9 protein-coding genes are annotated in these 16,941 nt (G+C 44.2%); 2 read left to right on the forward strand and 7 right to left on the reverse strand.

Translation table 11 applies throughout. The annotated features are described in order from the left end of the window. Window positions 1-8: 8 nt before the first annotated feature. Both IQ264_RS11695 and IQ264_RS11700 read right to left on the reverse strand, forming a co-directional pair. Complete coding sequence (locus tag IQ264_RS11695) at window positions 9-569, reverse strand: Uma2 family endonuclease (RefSeq protein ID WP_193980955.1); 561 nt, start codon at window positions 567-569, stop codon at window positions 9-11. Window positions 570-575: 6 nt separating this feature from the next. After that, the gene (locus IQ264_RS11700) at window positions 576-1,559 is read right to left on the reverse strand and encodes a GntR family transcriptional regulator (protein WP_193980956.1); all 984 of its coding nucleotides are present in this window, start codon (window positions 1,557-1,559) and stop codon (window positions 576-578) included. Window positions 1,560-1,898: 339 nt separating this feature from the next. Here IQ264_RS11700 and IQ264_RS11705 point away from each other — a divergent pair, with 339 nt between their 5' ends. Further along, window positions 1,899-3,143 carry an HhoA/HhoB/HtrA family serine endopeptidase gene (locus IQ264_RS11705; protein WP_322744667.1) on the forward strand — a complete coding sequence of 415 codons (1,245 nt, stop codon included), beginning with the start codon at window positions 1,899-1,901 and terminating at the stop codon, window positions 3,141-3,143. Between the two features lie 187 nt (window positions 3,144-3,330). On the opposite strand, the gene IQ264_RS11710 is transcribed toward IQ264_RS11705, so the two are convergent. The 5 genes from IQ264_RS11710 to rpsT form a co-directional block, all read right to left on the reverse strand. Then, window positions 3,331-7,425: a DNA-directed RNA polymerase subunit beta'' gene (locus IQ264_RS11710; protein ID WP_193980982.1), complete on the reverse strand. Its 4,095-nt coding sequence runs from the start codon at window positions 7,423-7,425 to the stop codon at window positions 3,331-3,333. A gap of 152 nt (window positions 7,426-7,577) precedes the next feature. Then, window positions 7,578-9,470 carry a DNA-directed RNA polymerase subunit gamma gene (locus IQ264_RS11715; RefSeq protein ID WP_193980957.1) on the reverse strand — a complete coding sequence of 631 codons (1,893 nt, stop codon included), beginning with the start codon at window positions 9,468-9,470 and terminating at the stop codon, window positions 7,578-7,580. Between the two features lie 169 nt (window positions 9,471-9,639). Continuing rightward, on the reverse strand, window positions 9,640-12,990 hold the full coding sequence (rpoB, locus tag IQ264_RS11720) for a DNA-directed RNA polymerase subunit beta (protein WP_228061472.1): 3,351 nt from the start codon (window positions 12,988-12,990) through the stop codon (window positions 9,640-9,642). Between the two features lie 1,041 nt (window positions 12,991-14,031). Then, complete coding sequence (locus IQ264_RS11725; RefSeq protein ID WP_193980958.1) at window positions 14,032-14,826, reverse strand: TatD family hydrolase; 795 nt, start codon at window positions 14,824-14,826, stop codon at window positions 14,032-14,034. 181 nt (window positions 14,827-15,007) lie between these two features. Further along, window positions 15,008-15,316 (reverse strand): 30S ribosomal protein S20, encoded by a 309-nt coding sequence (rpsT, locus tag IQ264_RS11730; RefSeq protein WP_193980959.1) that lies wholly within the window; start codon window positions 15,314-15,316, stop codon window positions 15,008-15,010. 275 nt (window positions 15,317-15,591) lie between these two features. On the opposite strand from rpsT, the gene hisD reads away from it, so the two are divergent. Continuing rightward, a complete protein-coding gene (gene hisD / locus IQ264_RS11735) occupies window positions 15,592-16,926 on the forward strand; it encodes a histidinol dehydrogenase (protein ID WP_193980960.1) in 1,335 nt (444 codons plus the stop codon). The last annotated feature ends 15 nt before the right edge of the window (window positions 16,927-16,941 follow it).

Here is a 16,941-nt window from a genome sequence, read left to right on the forward strand (position 1 = left end):
ATTTAACTTTAACTTAAAGTTAACCAATTAAAAATTTGTTTGGCTGTTAGTTCTAAGGGAATTCCAGAAATTACAGGTAACTGAGTCGCACCTTGAAAAATTTCCACTTGCTGTCCAGGAAATATGGCGAGAATACTTTCTGTTTCTGAGTCTATCAACCAACCTAAGTCTGTGCCGTTTTGAGAATAATGCAATAATTTTTTTAGCACAAAGATTTGTTTCTGTTCAGGAGAAAGAATTTCGATCGCCCAATCAGGATAAATTTCAAACCGTTGAGCAATTCTCCCAGATGATTGAAGAGGAATTCTTTCCCGCCGGAATACGGAAACATCAGGAACGATCGATTCACCCCCAAAAGTGCAGCGTAATTCAGGAAATGCTATAGCAATTTTCTGGGTTTTGGCTACTCGATTAATTGCTTCACAAATTTCCAACTGAAGTAGGCTATGTTCGGCTTGTCGAATTGGTTTCTGAATGATTTCTCCTTTGATAAATTCTGATACAGGATTAGTTTCGGGAAGTTTGAAGAAATCCTCAAGACTAGTCTGCGGTTGAATGTTTTCGCTCATGTTTTTTTACCCTAAACCTAATTCTCGCTTGAGTAAGTTAATGGAATTAATGCCAATATAGTTTTCACAACAAACTAATTGGGGTGGACGAATTAAATCATCTCGTGCTTCTGCCACAACAGCTTTAACCGTAGCAAAACTAGCTTGATCGCTAATAATAACTCTGGCGCTGCGAACGAGAGCATTAAGTTTATAATTATCTCCTTTTTGGGCTGTCATTACTAATAAATCTTCACCGCGTAAACTGTGAATAATTACTTCCGAGGCTCGGAGAATACCAGAACTGAGACTAACTAAACCTAAACAACTATCTTTTGGTAAAGTACTGACAATTTGAATTTCTTTGCTGTAATCGTAGATATCGATCGGAATTACTCGCACAGCTTTTGGCGCAACGATCGCTTCTGCTTCACCAATAAAATAGCGGCTAGTAACAACTGTACCAGAATGTGTTTGTTCTAAAGATTTCGCTAGTTGTTCTAATGGCACTAATTGCACGGGAATTCCCAAAGCTTGTTCTAATTCCTGTGCCATTAATTCGCCAACTCCAATATCAAAACTTGGGGCGGTGACAAGAACACGGGCGCTACAACGTAATCGCCAGTCAATTTCTCCCAAGAATAACTCCCTAGCTTGGCTGAGATTACAACCTTGTGCTAAAAGTTGATCTAAACTTTCTTGGACAATTTTACTAGCATCGGGATATTGTTCTAGGATCGGGGATTTAATTTTGGTTCCGCCTTCGTGCCCTTGAGCGCGAACATAAATTCCTGACCCAGCTTGGGAGTCAACTAATCCAATCTCTTCTAAATGACGATAGACTTTGCTAATAGTGTTGCGGTGTAAACCCGTTTGCATTGCTAGTGCTCTGGTGCTGGGAAGGCGATGTCCGGGGGGAAATTGCCGGGATGCGATCGCGAACCTAATCTGATTAAATAGTTGGGTAGAAGCCGGAATTTCACTATCAGGCTGAATATGAAATTGAACCATACCAGAGCCTCCAGGGACTCTAAATAAATAATTAACAGAGATTTTGCCGTAGGCACCAAAAATTTTTATCTTTGTCTGTAATTCCAGTTTAATAGTTATCCTATCCAAAACTGGCTCTTTTGTTCTGCTGGTGGAAAACTCTGATTTTAGGGACTATGGACTGGGGAATAGGGACTAGGATTGATTGATTAACTCTAACACTTCATTAATTCATCAGGTTTACCGATCGCTTTATGTACGAGAGAGCCAAAAGGTATAAGTTCTAAAATAGTTATGGAAACTTTGCGCTGCAAATACTGAAGCTTTCAAATAGCACAGTGTAGTTAAAAAATCAACATTATGCCAATGACAAAGATTCTTTCCTTTCTCAATCGATCGATCAAATATACTCTTGTCACTCTCTTGGGAGTAGCTATTTCTTGGAGTGCAATGGCAGTATTACCTTTGGCGGCAATTGCTCAAAATCAAGTAGGGACGTTGTATACAACGTCTCTACCTACATTACCCAATTCATCAACTACAGAAGTTACCCAAAAGGCAAGCATCGATTCCTTGCAACGGAACAGCAGTTTTGTCACCGCAGCAGTTAATCGTGTTGGGTCAGCAGTAGTAAGAATTGATACCGAACGTACCATCACTCGCACTGTCGATCCATTTTTTGACGATCCATTTTTCCGGCGTTTTTTTGGTGATGAATTTTCCATGCCAAGAGGCCCACAACAAGGACTAATGAAAGGTCAAGGTAGCGGTTTTATTATCGATAAAAATGGTGTTATTCTCACCAATGCTCATGTAGTTGACCAAGCAGATAAGGTCACGGTGACATTGAAAGATGGACGCACTTTTGCGGGTAAAGTGCAGGGAGTTGATGAAGTAACTGATTTAGCGGTGGTAAAAATTGACCCCAAAGGCAAAATTTTACCTGTGGCACCGTTAGGAGATTCTTCTACTGTACAGGTAGGAGATTGGGCGATCGCAGTTGGTAATCCACTAGGATTAGATAACACAGTTACCCTTGGCATTGTCAGCACTTTGAAACGACCTTCCGTAGAAGTCGGAGTTCCTGATAAACGACTTGATTTTATACAAACTGATGCTGCTATTAATCCAGGTAATTCGGGTGGCCCACTATTAAATGGTTCAGGAGAAGTAATCGGAATTAATACAGCAATTCGTGCTGGAGCAATGGGAATTGGTTTTGCGATTCCGATCGATAAAGCCAAACAAATTAGTGCTCAATTAGCCAGAGGAGAAACAGTTGCTCATCCTTACATTGGCATTCAAATGGTGACATTAACACCTGAATTAGCCAAAGAAAACAACAACGATCCCAATTCTCCCATCACAGTACCAGAAATTTCAGGAGTATTAGTCATGGGTATTTTGCCTAATACTCCTGCGGCTCAAAGTGGTTTACGTCGCGGAGATGTGATTGTAGAAATTGACGATCGACCTGTTACTAATGCAACTGTTTTGCAAAATATAGTGGAAAACTCTCGCATTGGTCAAACCCTCAAATTAACCATACAGCGTGGTAATCAAACTCAACAAGTAGGGATTCAGACAGGACAATTGCAGTCTTAATATCAAGAGTCCCGGCTTTTTAAAGAAGTCGGGACTCTTGATTCAATGAGTTTTAACTGAGGTCTTGCACTCCTGAGCGGAGGCTCTATTTCTCGTTCCCAGGTTCAACTGGGAACGAGGTCTTGGGAGGTTCTACCTCCTTTCAAAGAGCAAGATCTGAGTTTTAAGTTGAATTAATCACTCAAAACTATTCAAAATCATCATCTTCATCGTCGTCTTCCATGTCTTCATCCCCATAAACTTCATCATCAATTAATTCATCACCATCAGCTAAGAAAGAGTAATTAGCACGACCTTTGCTAGGTTCAATTTCCCTGTCATCTCTGGTGATTTCCATGCGATAATTGCGTGCGGTTCGATCGTCCAACACGACTTCAGACAAACTTACGTCGTCATCAAGCACGCCGCTGCCGTCGTAACCTAAATCAATGTCTGGAGTAGACATCGCCTCTTCATAAGCATTGAATCCGGTACCAGCAGGAATCAACCGTCCAATAATCACGTTTTCTTTCAGTCCGCGTAACCAATCAGATTTGCCTTCAATAGCTGCTTCAGTCAATACTCTAGTTGTTTCTTGGAACGAAGCAGCAGAGATGAAGCTATCAGTATTCAAGCTGGCTTTTGTGATACCTAGTAGAACGGGAGTATATTGAGCCGTAGCTGCGCCAGTAATAGACATCGCCTCGTTTACTTGCTCAATTTGCCGCAGTTCTACTAATTCACCGGGAAGCATCACCGTGTCGCCTCCGTCATCAACTCGGACTTTGGAGGTCATTTGGCGGACAATTACTTCAATGTGTTTATCAGAAATTTCAATTCCTTGTGATTGATAAACTGATTGAACTTCGTTGACTAAGAACGTTTGGCAAGCTCTTAAAGCGGCGAGTGATGCTTCGTAAATGCCTCGACTTTCCCGATGTAATTCAAAGAAAATTTCCAAGATTTCATGGGGATTAGATGGGCCATCAGTTAAAGGTTCGCCAGCATCTACTTCTTGTCCGTCGCCAACGATTACGTTTTGTCCAGGGCCAATGGGATATTCGGCTATTACTCCGTCGGTTTCAATTACTTTAATTTCGTGAGGTTCGTCGTCTCCATAGACGATTTGTACCGTTCCTGGACGACGGGCGAGGATGCAGGCTTCTTTTGGTTTTCTGGCTTCTAGGAGTTCTTCAATTCTGGGTAAACCTTGAATGATGTCTCCGGTTTTGGTTCTCTCAAACACCAGTAAAACCAGGTTGTCTCCCCGTTGTACCAAGTCTCCGTCGTCAATGTGTAAGATTGCGCCGTTGGATACGCGATAAGGACGAGCTATTCGCATTACGACTTGAATGCCTTTGTCTCCTTCTTTAAGGGCAACTATCATGGCGGAGGAGGGTGCTTCTATACCTGGGGCTATGGTTGTGCCATCGGTAATTAAGTCGTTGACTTTAACAGCGAGTTCTTTTTTACTTGTGACGTTGGTTTCAATGGTGATTAAGTCACTTTCTCTGACTATCAATACACGACGAATCGCTTCTGCGCCTTCTCGAATACCGCGAATTTCTCCGGCTTCTTTACACTGAATTTCGGTGCGTGCGACTACTGCTCCTGGGGGGATTTGTTGACCGTTGTGTACAAGGAGGCGAGTTTGAGTGCTGCCTTGGGTGGCATCTGCTGCTACGTCACGACGGATTACTAATGATTCTAAGATCACCAGTTGGAGACGCATTACATCTGGGTCGTTTTCGTCTGGGATTAGCTCGATGTCTGCTGCCAGTTGGGGTGCATCTCTGCCAATTTCTAATACTAATTGTGTCCGCAGTAAGTCTAACCCTTCTACAGATTTGACTCGTTCTCCGTCTTTGTAAGGTAGTCTTTGAACAGCCCGCAGTTCTAAAGATTGGGCTGCGTCTAATGCTAGTTCAGATGATGATAGGGCAAGGGTGGGATTTTCTGATTCGGAGTCCCCTGCTCCCCTGCTCCCCTGCTCCCCTGGTGCTTTTGATGAAGCTCTTTGGGTGGGGACGCTTGGGTGATCGGGGATGTGGAATTCCTGTACTGGGCGCAGTAGGAGGGCTGGGCCTTCGGGGGTTTCGACGTATTCTACGTAGCGTAACTCTTGAGTGCTGATTCCGGGATAGACTTCTTGCCCTGGGTGAACGAGGCTGCCTGTGTTTTCGGTCATTATAGAACGAAAGTCTGGCGCGATCGCTTCCAAGTCATCAATTAAGTGCAAGTCTCCTGGTTTAATCACGATTTCCCGCAAGATGTCGTTTTTCTGGACGACTTCGATCACCCCGGAACTAGCACAGAAGATGTCTTTGACTACCTCGGTTCCGGCTTCGATAAATTGTCCATCTTCAACTAAAAGTAAGGAGATGTCTTTGTTAACTTCGTGGGCTTCTTCTGGTATCCAGAGGAGGGTGCCGCCTTGGATGACTTCGTAACCTTGTTTGGCTTTGCCGCGTTTGGCTACTTCTACTCCGGCGTATTTAATGATACCGCCTGTGTTGGTGCGGTAGCGATCGTCTATGAGTTCGGCTACTACCTGGTTGTTTTGTACTTTTGTCCCTGGGGCGGCTTTTAAGGAGAAAAGTTGTCCGCCTTGGGTTTCAATCAGGTAGTGATCGACTCCTTGATATTTTTCGCCGCGAACTCTGGCTGTATCTAAGAGTACTGAGGCGGTGATGATTTCTATTTCCCGGGCTAAGCCTGTGTTGTTGTCTTGGGGTAAGCGGACTACGCCACCATGTTCGCTCACTAGTTTGGTTTCGGCGAGGACGCTGTTAGCTTGGATTTTGTCGTTGTTTTTGACTACTGGTTCGGCTCCGGGTGGGAGGTTGTATACTTCTCCTGAGAGTACCCAGACTAGTCCGCCACGTTGGGCGATTCTGGTGGTGTTGCCTTGGCGATCGGTTTTTTCTTCCGGGATCAAGTCAGCAAATTTGACTTCTCCGGCTAAGTCAGAGGCTACGTCTTTTACAGCTTTTTCTGTACTGCGACGGACGTTGCGCCCAGTAATCGGGACTTCTCCGAGCATTTTTCCAGCTTTGACTTTGCTGTTATCGGCTGCTAAGAGAATTGAGCTTTGGGCGATTTGGAAAGTTTCGGATTTCTCTGTTCCAGTGACGGTGATTTCGCCGTTGGTTTCTGCGATAAAGGCTTCTTCACCATGACGAGTACGATATGGGCGAACCCGGAGGCCACGGCTATATTTAACTGTGCCATCCATGTTGGATTTGATGACTTTAGCTACTTCTCCAGTGAATACGCCTCCAGTGTGGAAGGTTCTCATGGTTAGCTGGGTGCCTGGTTCACCGATCGATTGCGCGGCAATAATACCCACAGCTTCACCTAAATCTACCATTTTGGCATGAGCTAAACTCCAACCGTAGCAAGTTTGACAGACGGAACGCGCTGCTTCACAGGTAAGGGGACTGCGGAGGATCACTTCCTCTACAGCAGCTTTACCGATTTCTGCGGCTAAGTCATCGTCGATCGGTTGGTTGCGTTTGGCAATGATTTCCCCTGTCCTGGGATGGGGTACATCGGCAGCTAACATCCGTCCGAGTAGGCGGTCTTTCAGGGGGATGAGAACGCGATCGCCATCTGTCATCGGCTTCATCGAAATGCCCCGATTAGTACCGCAGTCTAATTCCCGAATGATTACATCCTGGGAAACGTCTACTAAGCGGCGAGTTAAGTAACCGGAATCTGCCGTTCTTAATGCGGTATCTACTAATCCTTTACGAGCACCGTAAGAAGAAATAATGTATTCTGTAACCGTTAATCCTTCCCGGAAATTTGTTTTAATTGGTAAGTCAATGATTCGTCCTTGGGGATCTGCCATTAGTCCCCGCATTCCTACCAATTGGCGCACCTGAGAAATGTTACCTCTAGCACCGGAAAACGCCATCATGTAGACGGAGTTCAGGGGGTCTTTTTTGCGGAAGTTAGTAACAACTTCATCTTTGAGAATTTCTGAAGTACTGTTCCAAGTATCAATTACTTTTTGGAAGCGTTCTACTTCAGTAATTTCCCCTCTAGAATAACGCTGTTCAGTGTTCCGAATTTCTTCTTCTGCTGCTTCTAAAAGTTCACGTTTGCTATCTGGTACTTGCAAGTCATCTACAGATATAGATACTCCAGCTTTAGTAGCATAACGGAAACCTAAGTCTTTCAGTTTGTCTGCTATTTGGGCAGTTCTAGCTGTTCCATAGTGAGTAAATGCCCAGGTAATTAATTTCTTTAATTGACCTTTGTCTACAACGTGATTACGAAATACTTGTTCTTCTGTCATGGTAATTGGTAATTGGTAGTTGGTAATTGCTGATTTCACTTTGTAAGTTATTTGTCATTAGTCATTAGTCTGACGTTACTTTCTTGACTAATGACTAATGACTTTGGCGAAGCTATGGGCGAATCGCTATCTGACCAATGACTAAGACTTTTTTATTGCAGGGCATTTTCGATCGTCTTATTGAAAATAATCCTCCCCGGAGTTGTGCGAATATATTGGTTAATTAAATTACCTTCCGCATCTTCCCGGACTCGGCGCAAAAGTGCGCCACTTTTCTCACCCACGTAAGTTTTCATTACAAAGTGTCCATCACTCGATCGTTCTTCACTTTCGAGTTTTTCTGGTTCCGAATTTACAGTCTTGCCATTAAACCTCACCATTATGTATGAATGGAGGTTAATTTCTTTTTGTTCGTAGGCAACAATTACATCATCAACAGTAGAGAAATAGCGGTCTTTATCCTTAGCATAAGCCGGATTCTCAGCAGTCAAATAATAACAACCCAGAACCATATCTTGGCTAGGAGTAACAATTGGTCTACCAGTTGCCGGAGACAAGATATTATTAGAAGCTAACATGAGCAATCTTGCTTCTGCCTGAGATTCCAAAGATAAAGGAACGTGAACCGCCATTTGGTCGCCATCAAAGTCAGCGTTAAATGCTGGACAAACTAATGGGTGTAATTGAATTGCCCTTCCTTCCACCAAAATTGGTTCAAAAGCTTGAATCCCTAATCTGTGTAATGTTGGTGCCCGGTTTAATAATACTGGGTGTCCTTCAATTACCTCTTCCAAAACATTCCAAACGCTTGGATCGTTGCGTTGAATTAACTTTTTCGCCGCTTTAATGTTATTTACTAAGCCTTGGCGAATTAAGCGATGGATAACGAAGGGTTGGAAAAGTTCGATCGCCATTTCTCTAGGCAAACCGCACTGGTGAATCTTTAATTTTGGCCCTACCACAATTACAGAACGACCAGAATAATCCACCCGTTTACCTAACAAGTTTTGCCGGAAACGTCCTTGCTTCCCTTCAATAATATCGGAGAGAGATTTCAGCGGACGATTATTAGCACCAACCACCGTTCTACCACGCCGACCATTATCAATTAAAGCGTCTACTGCTTCTTGCAACATCCGTTTTTCATTACGGACAATGATTTCCGGCGCTAAAATTTCCTGTAATCTAGCTAAACGGTTATTCCTATTAATTACCCGACGATACAAATCATTCAAATCCGAAGTAGCAAACCGACCACCATCCAATTGCACCATCGGGCGTAAATCAGGCGGAATCACCGGAATAACTTCTAAAACCATCCAATCTGGAAGGGAACCAGTTGCGACAAAGTTATCCATAACGCGCAATCTTTTAATTAATTTAGCGCGTTTTTGTCCTTTAGCCGAAGCGATTTCTTCGCGTAATTGTTCCGCCTCTTTTTCCAGATTCAAATCTTGGAGTAACCGTTGTAATGCTTCAGCACCAATTCCTACTTCTACGCCTGCGAGTTGGGTATCCTCACTATAAATTTGATCTTCAATTTCCATCCACTGATCTTCACTCAGCAGTTGCTTATAAGTGAGGTTAGGCGCATTACCAGGATCTAGAACCACATAAGCATTAAAGTAAACAATTTGTTCCACATCCCGCAACGGCATATCTAAGAGAATCGCAATATAAGAAGGAATTCCCTTGAGATACCAAACATGGGCAACTGGCGCTGCCAATTTAATATAGCCCATGCGATGCCGCCGCACTCTAGATTCGGTTACTTCTACGCCGCAACGTTCGCAAACAATTCCTCTATGTCTGACTCTTTTATATTTACCGCAATGACATTCCCAATCTTTAGCTGGGCCAAAAATCCGCTCACAAAACAAGCCATCCATTTCTGGCTTTAGGGTGCGATAGTTAATAGTTTCTGGCTTGGTTACTTCACCAACTATTTGTCCATTAGGTAGAGTTCTTTCTCCCCATTGCCGAATTCTTTCTGGTGAAGCAATGCCAATTTTTACATAATCAAAACGCTGTTCCAGCTTAGCCATTTGTACTCCGAAATTCAAAATATTCCTATTAGAAAATCAAGTTTTTTAGGGAGTTGGTAGTGGGTAGTTGGCCTTTTTAAGGAGACAGAAGACAGGCGAAATTTTTTAATTCTGAATTCTATCTTCTTTTCCCATTACCAACTACCAACTACCTCTTACCCATTACTAATTATTCTTCTTCCTCTACCAAATCCTCACGAGTCAAAGACTCATAAGTTGGCTTACTAGGAGTCCGACGACCTCCAACATCAGCCATCAAATCAACTTCCACATCTCTGGTGCTACCATCTTCTTGGGTTTCCACTTTATGTACGGCAATATCCAATCCCAAAGATTGCAACTCCCGCATTAATACCTTGAAAGATTCTGGTGTACCAGGACGAGGAATTGCTTTACCCTTAACGATCGCATTTAGCGCTTCATTCCGCCCCTGCATATCGTCAGATTTTACTGTCAGCAATTCTTGTAAAGTGTACGCTGCGCCGAATGCTTCTAGCGCCCACACTTCCATTTCTCCAAACCGCTGACCACCTTGTTGCGCTTTACCACCCAAAGGTTGTTGTGTCACCAAGGAGTATGGGCCTGTTGAACGGGCGTGAATCTTATCATCGACCAAGTGTACCAGCTTCAGCATATAAGCTTTACCGACGGTGATTGGTCGATCGAATGGTTCCCCTGTGCGCCCATCGTAGACGATAATCTTACCTGGGTGTTCTGGGCGGAACAGCCACTCTTTCCCTGTTTCGTCCCTGGCTTGGTCTAATTTGCCATGAACTGTTGCCCGTGAAGCTTCTTGTCCATAGCGTTCGTCAAATGGGACAACTTTAAACCGATATCCCAAGTTTTCTCCCGCCCAAGAAAGCAAGCATTCAAAAACCTGTCCGACGTTCATCCGGGAAGGTACACCCAGAGGATTCAACACAATATCTACTGGAGTACCATCTGGTAAATAAGGCATATCTTCCAATGGCAAAATCCGAGAAATAATCCCTTTATTACCATGACGACCTGCCATTTTATCGCCTACTTGGATTTTCCGTTTTTGGGCGACATAAACGCGGACGACCATGTTTGCGCCTGGGGGTAGTTCGTCGCCTTGTTCGCGAGTAAACACCCGCACATCGACAACGCGACCTTTTTCGCCGTTAGGTACGCGCAGGGAGTTATCCCGCACATCTCTGGCTTTTTCCCCGAAAATTGCCCGCAGGAGTTTTTCTTCAGGGGGTTGGTCAGATTCACCTTTTGGTGTCACTTTACCAACTAGAATATCTCCAGATTCTACCCAAGCCCCAATCCGAATAATTCCGGTTTCATCCAGTTGTCTGAGGGCATCTTCCCCAACGTTGGGAATTTCACGAGTAATTTCTTCAGGCCCTAGTTTGGTTTGTCTGGCTTCAATTTCAAACTTTTCGACGTGAATTGAGGTGTAAATGTCCTGATAAACTAAGCGTTCGCAAATTAGGATTGCGTCTTCGTAGTTATAGCCTTCCCAAGGCATATAAGCGACTAAGATGTTATGTCCTAATGCTAGTTCGCCGCCTTCTGTAGCGGAACCATCAGCCATTACTTGACCTGCTTGTACTATATCGCCTACTTGTACGATCGGTCTTTGGTTCAAGCAGGTATCTTGGTTGGAACGTTGATATTTTTGCAGGACATATTCAATATCTTTCGGCTGTTCTTCTTTCCCGTTGCTTCCTATTGATGACGCAGGACGAACTCTGATTCTTTCGGCATCAACATAAATCACTTCTCCATCAGTCCGGGAAACAATCACCATCCCGCTATCCCTAGCAGCTTGGGCTTCTAGTCCTGTGCCTACTAAGGGTCGTTCCGGTCTGAGTAATGGTACCGCTTGCCGCTGCATATTGGAACCCATCAGTGCCCGGTTTGCGTCGTCATGTTCTAAGAAGGGAATCAAAGAAGTAGCGACGGAAATGATTTGTACCGGGGAAACAGCTACATAGTCTACTTGGTCTGGAGTAGTAGTGGTAAATTCTTGACGATAACGTACTGGGACGGTATCTCCTAAAATTCTGCCGTTTTCGTCAATGGGAATATCTCCAGGTGCTACCCGCTTGTCGTCTTCTTCGTCAGCGGTCATGTAGGCTGGGGGCAAGTGAGATTGTACGATCGCATTTTCTACTCGCCAGAAGGGGGTTTCTAAGAAGCCATACTGATTAACTCTAGCATGGGTAGCCAAGGAACTGATTAAGCCTGCGTTCGGCCCTTCAGGTGTTTCAATAGGACAAACCCGACCATAGTGAGAGGGGTGAATATCCCGAACTGCAAACCCGGCGCGTTCTCTGGTTAATCCACCGGGGCCTAGTGCAGAAAGTCGCCGTTTGTGAGTTAATTCTGCTAGAGGGTTGGTTTGATCCATGAACTGCGAGAGTTGGGACGAACCAAAAAATTCTTTAATTGCAGCAACTAGAGGTTTGGGGTTGACTAGAGAGGCGGGTGTCAAAACTTCGGCATCGGAAACTGTCATCCGTTCTCTGATGATTCTTTCTAAACGGTTTAATCCGACGCGGACTTGGTTTTGCAGCAGTTCTCCCACGCTACGAACGCGACGGTTGCCTAAGTGGTCGATGTCGTCTGTACTACCAATGTCAAACTCAAGGTTAATCAGGTAGTCAATGCTGGCAAGAATGTCTTGAGGTGTGAGTACCCGCATGGTATCTGGAACACTCAAACGCAGTTTCCGGTTGAGTTTGTAGCGCCCTACTCTACCCAAGTCGTAACGTTTGGGGTCGAAGAACCGAGAGTCTAAGAGTTGTTGACCACCGGAAACGGTAGGTGGTTCCCCTGGACGCAGTTTGCGATAGAGTTCCATCAAGGCTTCTTCTTCGGAAGGGTTGCCTTCTTTTTCCAAGGTTTTCTGGAAGTATTCTGGGTGACGCAAGGCATCGAAGATTTCGTTGTCTGCTAATCCCAAGGATTTTAAGAGAACTTGGGCAGAAAGTTTGCGGGTTTTGTCAATTCTGACCCAAACTAAGTCGTTTTTGTCGGTTTCAAATTTCAGCCATGCGCCTCGGTTGGGAATGAGGGAGGCTGAGTAGGTACGCCGACCGTTTTTATCTACTTCTGATTTGTAGTAAACTCCAGGGGAACGGACGATTTGATTGACGATGACTCGTTCAGCACCGTTGATGATGAAGGTGCCTCGGTCTGTCATTAAGGGTAAGTCGCCGATGAAGACTTCTTGTTCTTTGATTTGTCCGGTTTCTTTGTTTATTAATCGGGTGGGAACGTACATTTGGACGGCGTAGGTACTATCCCGGCGTTTGGCTTCGTCTACGTCGTATTTAGGTCTTTTCAGTTTGTAGTCTTTACCTAAAAAATGCAGTTCTAGCTTTCCTGTATAGTCGGTAATTGGGGAGAAGCTACTAAGTTCTTCGATTAATCCTTCTTCTAGGAACCAACGAAAGCTGGAGCGTTGGATTTCTACTAGGTCAGGTAGTGTAACATTAGCAGTGGGAGACTCTTGGGTGGATTTGTTCATTTGGTCAGCAAGCATAGTTAATTTTTAAGTTTTAGGCGATCGCAAACAGAACAATAGGTTAATTGACTAACCTAGTTTGATTGGGGATTAGTTAAACAATTCAAAATTAAAATGTCCAAATCCCACAGAAAGATTTTGGCATTTGGCATTCTGAATTGACGAAGCATCCTCAATCCTAAATCGAAAGTATGAAAATCTGTGTAGTTTGTTAATTGCAAGTCTTGAATCTCAGCAAAGGTTTTGTAGATTACCACTAAACAATCCCAAATTCAAAAAGTAAAACAGGATTTAAAGATTTTCAAGATGAGCAGGATTGATTATTTGATTTATTGGATTGCTAGAATTAATCTTAAAATCCTCCAATCCTTCAATCTTGGTCGGATTTATTGACTTACATTCTGGAGCAGGATTAATCAAAAAATCCGGTAAATCTGTGAATCCCGATCGGCTTTTGAATTTTGCATGGTAGCATTTTGCTTTGACTTAAGTTTTGTCACAGAATGCTGCGCTGGGCTTTAAAAGTTACCATTACCTCGTTAAACTGAATTTAGCTTTCTTCTGCGAAATCTCTCTCCAGATAGTCGGCTGTTGTTGTCCAAAGACATAAGTTCCGGTCACGCCGACCGTACTAGATGATATTGATATCGCTTTAAAAGCTGCTCTCATAAAGTTAAACGTTGGTGGCTTGGCAAGCAAATTTAAAAATATCAGGCTTTTCACCTCTGGTGTCGGTAGCGCGGTGTGCCGTCTGGCAGCTCGCAGTCATTTGCCTGTGTGCTTCTTTTGTGGCTATGATATTGTAGCGTAGCAATAGTGTTTAGGCTAACTCGTTGATTCACGGCGTTTTCCCCCACTGTAATTTCCCCCTTAAACATTATGGCGTAATGTTACCCATCTTTGTTGACCTAAAACGGTTTTTTTAGTATTGGAAGCCAGAATTTTTTAATTCGTCTCAAGTAGCAAAAATAACTATCTTCTGTTGCAAAAGCTGAAAAAGCTTTGTCCAAGCCTTTTACCTTCTCCCTTATTAGATAGTCTGTTGCAGCAAGTTGCGGTTTACACCCCTTTTCCCGTAATTGGCAGACTAAACAATTGACAAGCATTTTGAGTTGTGGTGTTAGCGATCGCTTCTGGTGACACCCCACGTAAATCAGCCACAAATTCAGCCACATAGCGAACATAAGCTGGTTCGTTACGTTTTCCCCGTTTGGGAACTGGGGCAAGAAATGGGCAATCTGTTTCCACCAGCAACCTACCTTCGGGAATCATTTTGGCTGATTGTTGAATGGCGATCGCATTTTTGAATGTTACTACACCACTCAGGCTAATATAGAAACCTAAGTCTAAAAACCATTGAGTTTCTTCAGTAGTTCCGCTCCAACAGTGCATAACCCCATCAACTGAGCCAGAATTTGCCCAAAAATCTTGCATTAGCTCCCGCATTCGCAAAGTTGCATCTCTACAATGAATAATTACTGGCTTTTTGAGTTTTCGAGCTATTTCCAATTGAAAGAGAAAAATTTCTTCCTGCTGTTGTTGGTTTTGCGCCTTGTAAAAATCCAGTCCCATTTCACCTATAGCGACTACTTTGGGATCTGAACTACACAAGTCAAATATTTGCTCGTAGGTGTTTGCTGTCCACTTTTCGGCATCCAGAGGATGTAGACCCACAGCAAAAAACAGTTCAGGAAACCGCTTAGAAAGCGCCTGAATACTGGGAAACTCTCCTGGATGGACGCAAGAGTGTACTAAAGAAATAACTCCCGCATCGCGCCAGCGTTGTCCAACAGCATCTAAGTCTGCCTCAAACACATCAAAATTGATGTGTACGTGGGTATCAATCAACTGCATGGTTAGGGGAAAGTTTTGAGTTATGAGTTGTAGGGGCGGGTTTAGCAGATAAGCCTGTGGTCATAGCAGAAGAATTAACAGTCAAAACCCGCCCTAGAGAGTTCTGAGTTATAAAGAAAGATTGGGAAGTTTTGAGTTAATAAAATTCCCCATCTCCCCATCTCCCCATCTCCATTTCCTCTTAGGAAGGTGTAGCCGTTGCTGGGTTAGTATGGCGCTTTAAGGTTCGGGCTAGACGAGATTTTTTCCGCGCCCCTGTGTTGGGATGCAACACGCCTTTTTTCACGGCTTTGTCGATTTTGCTGTAAGCAGCTGACATCCGCTGCTGTACCTCTGTGAGCGATTCTGGGGTAGGATTAGCAGCGTAGGTGTCTACGGCTGCAAAATATCCCTTCATCAGCGTTCTAACTGCTGATTTGTAAGCTTTGTTACGCAAACGGTTGCGTTCGGCAATTTTTACTCGCTTAATAGCGGACTTAATATTAGCCACTGCTGTTCTTCCGAAGCTACTCTATCTAAATAAACATTGAAAGTCCTGGAAAAACTAATATAACATCTATGCTGACCTGGGAGCGATCCGCGATCGAAATCTCAAGTTAAGCTAGAGAAACAAATTAATGGGCAAGCCTGGAAATTAGGGACGAGTTGACCAAACATACTTATCTTAAAAACAGATGGTTTGACAACCAACCCCGCGAAATTACCAGGGTGTCTGTGCCCCTAAAAACAAACGGGTAACTTCCTAAGATTGGCATTCCTAACTCCATGCTGCGAATCATCACTGAGCGGACTGAGGCAGAATCAGAATTGCGGCGTATCCGCGATCGCACTTCCACTGACCAGATTGTTCATAAAGAAGCAACAGTTCGGGAAGTCCTTCAGCGCATTAAAACGCAGGGCGACCGAGCAGTATTGCATTATACGGCGGAATTCGATCAACAAAACTTAACATTAGAAGAGTTGCGGGTCAGCGGTTCCGAATTGGATGCTGCTTATCAACAAGTATCAAAAGAATTGTTAAATGCAATTCTTCTAGCGAAGGAACAGGTCGAAGCTTTCCACCGACAGCGAGTACCCAAGTCCTGGGTACAGTTTAAAGATGACGAAGTAGTGTTGGGTAAGCGTTACAGACCAGTAGATAAAGCAGGAATTTACGTTCCGGGTGGTCGCGCCGCTTATCCCAGTACTGTGCTAATGAATGCGATTCCGGCTAAAGTGGCTGGAGTACCCCGCATTGTTATGGTCACGCCTCCAGGGGTAGAAAAAACGATTTCCCCAGCTGTGTTGGTAGCAGCACAGGAAGCAGGGATTACGGAAATTTATCGTGTGGGTGGGGCGCAAGCGATCGCTGCACTAGCATTCGGGACAGAAACTATACCCAAAGTAGATGTCATTACTGGGCCTGGTAACATTTACGTGACATTGGCGAAAAAATTGGTTTATGGCACTGTGGGCATAGACTCGTTAGCAGGGCCATCAGAAGTACTGGTAATTGCCGATAAAACTGCTAATCCAGTCCATGTAGCTGCTGATTTGTTGGCGCAAGCAGAACACGATCCAATGGCTTCGGCGATTCTGTTGACCACTGATTCTACTTTGGCGCATAAAGTCCAAGCAGAGGTAGAACTGCAATTGGTGGATCACCCACGCCGGACGCTGACAGAAAAAGCGATCGCTCACTATGGCTTAATCGTATTTGTGGAGTCCCTCGCCATAGCTGCGGAACTGTCTAACGAATTTGCTCCCGAACACTTGGAACTAGAAGTGGAAGATCCTTGGTCAACCTTGGATTTAATTCGTCATGCCGGAGCCATCTTCCTGGGTCATTCTACCCCAGAAGCGGTAGGCGATTACCTAGCAGGGCCAAATCATACCTTACCAACTTCTGGTGCCGCCCGCTATGCCTCTGCCTTGGGCGTAGAAACCTTTATGAAACACTCTAGCCTGATTCAATATTCAGCTACCGCCCTCCAGAAAGTAGCTGGTGCGATCGAGGCATTGACAAATGCAGAAGGACTACCTTCTCATGGAGACTCAGTACGACTCAGAGTTTCCCGACGCGAGTCTGGTCAAGAACGTAATCCCAAATCTTCATCCTAAAAACAGTTGACAGCA

Source organism: [Phormidium] sp. LEGE 05292 (genome assembly GCF_015207735.1).
GTDB lineage: Bacteria > Cyanobacteriota > Cyanobacteriia > Cyanobacteriales > Aerosakkonemataceae > Floridanema.

Bases quoted from the DNA above. Each gene is read 5' to 3' on its own strand.
- IQ264_RS11710 (WP_193980982.1), bottom strand. From the start codon at position 7,425: ATGACAGAAGAACAAGTATTTCGTAATCACGTTGTAGACAAAGGTCAA.
- IQ264_RS11700 (WP_193980956.1), bottom strand. From the start codon at position 1,559: ATGGTTCAATTTCATATTCAGCCTGATAGTGAAATTCCGGCTTCTACC.
- hisD (WP_193980960.1), top strand. From the start codon at position 15,592: ATGCTGCGAATCATCACTGAGCGGACTGAGGCAGAATCAGAATTGCGG.
- IQ264_RS11725 (WP_193980958.1), bottom strand. From the start codon at position 14,826: ATGCAGTTGATTGATACCCACGTACACATCAATTTTGATGTGTTTGAG.
- rpoB (WP_228061472.1), bottom strand. From the start codon at position 12,990: ATGCTTGCTGACCAAATGAACAAATCCACCCAAGAGTCTCCCACTGCT.
- IQ264_RS11705 (WP_322744667.1), top strand. From the start codon at position 1,899: ATGCCAATGACAAAGATTCTTTCCTTTCTCAATCGATCGATCAAATAT.
- IQ264_RS11695 (WP_193980955.1), bottom strand. From the start codon at position 569: ATGAGCGAAAACATTCAACCGCAGACTAGTCTTGAGGATTTCTTCAAA.
- IQ264_RS11715 (WP_193980957.1), bottom strand. From the start codon at position 9,470: ATGGCTAAGCTGGAACAGCGTTTTGATTATGTAAAAATTGGCATTGCT.